A 3,288-nucleotide genomic window follows, 5' to 3' on the forward strand; every position below is an offset into this window, starting at 1 on the left:
CCTCCGCTCCAAGCGGTTTTTCGCTGACAAAGCCCTGCTTAAGGTGCAGGCTGAATGTCGAACCTTTGCCAAACTCGCTTTCCATTTTAAGTTCCCCGTCCATCATTTCCACAAGTCTTTTGGTAATAGAGATACCGGGAGTAGATGTTAAAAAAGGGCTTGCCTTGTACGCCGGAGAAACGGATATTTATCTGCCGCTGTTGCGTTCTTATGTCGCCCACACGCCGACGGTTTTAGAAAAGCTTAAGTCTGTTTCGGCGGAAAACTTGACTAGCTATGTTATTACCGTACATGGATTAAAAGGCACAAGCGCCGGCCTCGGCGTGGAAAGCATAAGGGAAGAAGCTTTAGAACTGGAAAACATGTCCAGGGCCGGCGACTTGCAGGGGGTATTGGCTAAAAATGACAAGCTAATTAAAGATACGGAAGTCATCGTGGCAAACATAAAAGCATGGCTTGAGCAGTACGACGCAAGCCGTGAAAAAAAGCCCCGCTTAAATGCCCCCGACAAGGCTATTCTGTCGCGCCTTAAAAACTGTTGTGACAATTTCAATATGAAAGGCATAGATGAAGCAATGGCAGAACTGGAAAGCGCCGATTACGATGAAGGCGCGGATTTAGTTAAATGGCTTAGAGAAAAAATAGATATATCGGAAATAAAAGAAATAGCCGACCGGCTTGCAAAGGAGGAGTTATAAATGCCAGGTGAACAGAAAAAAATTATCGTAGTAGACGATAACATCGAAAACTTGACCGCTCTCAAAAACACGATGAAGGACGCATACGAAGTGTATCCGTGCCCTTCAGCGCTAAAGATGTTTAACTTGTTGGAATATTTTTATCCGGATTTAATTCTGCTGGATGTGGGAATGCCTGAGATGAACGGGTATGAAGCGATAAAGAAACTGAAAAGCAATGACAAATTCCAGGAAATACCCGTTATATTCCTGACCGCTATGGGAGACGCTCAAAGCGAAATAGAGGGATTAAAATTGGGCGCGGTCGATTATATTCACAAACCTTTTGTCGCCCCGTTATTGCTACAGCGCATAAAAACGCATCTCGCCCTTATGGAACAGAAAATGGAAATCAAGAGCCTTCTTGAGTTAAAAACAAAAGAAATCAGCCTGCGCGAAGCGGCGGAACTTGAGGCTGAGAACGCGTCCAAAGCAAAGGGCGACTTCCTGTCCCACATGAGCCATGAAATACGCTCGCCGTTAAACGCCGTTATCGGCATGATAAACATCGCAAACGAAGAGACCAGCGTTGATGAGATAAAGCTTTATCTTGAAAAAGCGGGCAACGCCGCAAAGCACGTACTGGGCGTTATTAACGATATTCTTGACATGTCCAAAATTGAAGCGAATAAACTTGATCTTGCCGACAGCGAATTTGATTTTGGAAAAATGATGACAAACATCGTCGATGTAACAAGCATCCGCGCTCAGGAAAAACATCAGCAGGTTGTCACCAATATGAATCCAAATCTTCCGACATTCGTAATCTGCGACGAATTAAGGCTGTCGCAGGTCATCACAAATCTTATGACCAACGCGATAAAATTCACGCCGGAAAAAGGCACGGTTACGTTGAGCGCTGAAAAAATGGATGAAAAAGACGGCGAAATTACACTGAAAATAATAGTCGCGGACAGCGGGATTGGGATTTCACCCGAACAGCAGAAAAAACTTTTCAGCGCTTACAACCAGGCGGACAACACTATCTCGAAAAAATTCGGCGGCACGGGGCTTGGGCTGGTCATTTCCAAACAGATTATCGAACTCATGCAGGGAACGATATGGATAGAGTCTGAACTTGGTAAGGGGGCAAAATTTATATTTACTATAAAAGTTAAGAGGGGGACGGTGAAAGATGATAAAGCAACAGCGGCGGCTTCGCCTCTTGAAATTAAGGCTGCCGATTTAGATTTCAAGGCTTTTACAATATTGGCGGCGGAAGACATGGACTTTAACAGGGAAGTCCTTGCCAAGTATCTGGAAAAAACGGGCGTTAAAATTGATTTCGCCGAGAACGGACAAATAGCCGTTGACATGTTCAAAGCGAATCCCGACAAATACAACCTAATTCTTATGGACATTAACATGCCTGAAATGGGCGGAGACGAAGCGACAATTCAAATAAGGGCTTTTGAAAAAGAACAAAATCGAAAGCCAATTCCTATTGTCGCCATGACTGCGGATGTTTTTAAGGAAGACGTTGAAAAATGCCTGTCGGTAGGCATGAACGACCATATTTCAAAACCGGTCGTTCCTAAAATCATATTTGCGAAGCTCAAACAATACCTGACTCCGCAATAAACAGAGGGCTGTGGAGCAGAGGTAAAGATATTCTTTGGCATATTGCATCAAGGAGAAACATTATGAAAAGAGACAGATTCCTAATAAGCGGAACATTCATTCTTGTTCTAACATTTATCGTATTTTTAAGCTGTGAAAAATCTACAATAAAAAAACAGCCTTATGTTGATATATCGGACATGTCTTACCTGAGCATACCAGGCGTAACCCAGGACGAAATTAACGCTATAGAAGCCCTTAAAAAAAAGTACAGCTCTTTTGTATACGGAGTCAATCCTACCACCGAGGCGTTCAAGGGGAAAAGCGGCGATATTAAAGGATATTCCATATTATTTTGCAACTGGCTTACAAGAATGTTTGGAATACAGTTCAAGCCCAAATACTACCAATGGAACGAATTGCTTATGGGGCTTGATAGCGGAGAAGTCGATTTTACCGGAGAGCTGATGACCAGTTACGAAAACAAGGCGGACTATTTCATGACAAATTCCACCGTCAGCCGCCTGATAAAATACTATTGGATCAAGGGCAATATGCCGCCTGCGGAAATTATAAAGATACGCAAGCCCCGATACGCTTTTTTAGTCGGATCGGTTGTAATTCCCGACATCAAGGCAAACGCCAGTTACGATTTTGAAGTCATTACCGTTGACAACCATCAAGCCGCGTACCAATTGTTAAAAAACGGCCAGGCTGACGCGTTTTTCGGACTGAATACCGCTGAAGGGGCTTTTGACGAATACGGCAATGTGGATGGCAAAGAATTCTTCCCGTTGATTTCCAAGTTGTCCTGTCTGACGGCAAAAAAAGAGGAATTTCTTCCAATAATCTCCGTCATGAATAAGGCGAGACGTAATGACGTTCTTGAGTACCTTGCCGGGCTGCAAAAAAGAGGGCATCAGCAATCTCTGGTAAACAAGATGCAATCGCTTCTTACGGAAGAGGAGCGCTTATACATTACAGAGCATCC

At 43.7% G+C, this 3,288-nt stretch carries 3 protein-coding genes; all 3 read left to right on the forward strand.

The genetic code is table 11. The features are described from left to right. The first annotated feature begins 119 nt into the window (after positions 1-119). Positions 120-698, forward strand: coding sequence for an Hpt domain-containing protein (locus ACYVRA_RS05960; protein WP_461251834.1), 579 nt, complete (start codon positions 120-122; stop codon positions 696-698). Further along, positions 699-2,318: a response regulator gene (locus ACYVRA_RS05965; RefSeq protein WP_461251835.1), complete on the forward strand. Its 1,620-nt coding sequence runs from the start codon at positions 699-701 to the stop codon at positions 2,316-2,318. Between the two features lie 62 nt (positions 2,319-2,380). Beyond that, a partial coding sequence (locus tag ACYVRA_RS05970; RefSeq protein ID WP_461251836.1) for a substrate-binding periplasmic protein occupies positions 2,381-3,288 on the forward strand: 908 nt, incomplete at its 3' end.

The sequence above is a fragment of the Treponema sp. R8-4-B8 genome, from assembly GCF_054786175.1.

Bases quoted from the DNA above. Each gene is read 5' to 3' on its own strand.
- ACYVRA_RS05965 (WP_461251835.1), top strand. From the start codon at position 699: ATGCCAGGTGAACAGAAAAAAATTATCGTAGTAGACGATAACATCGAA.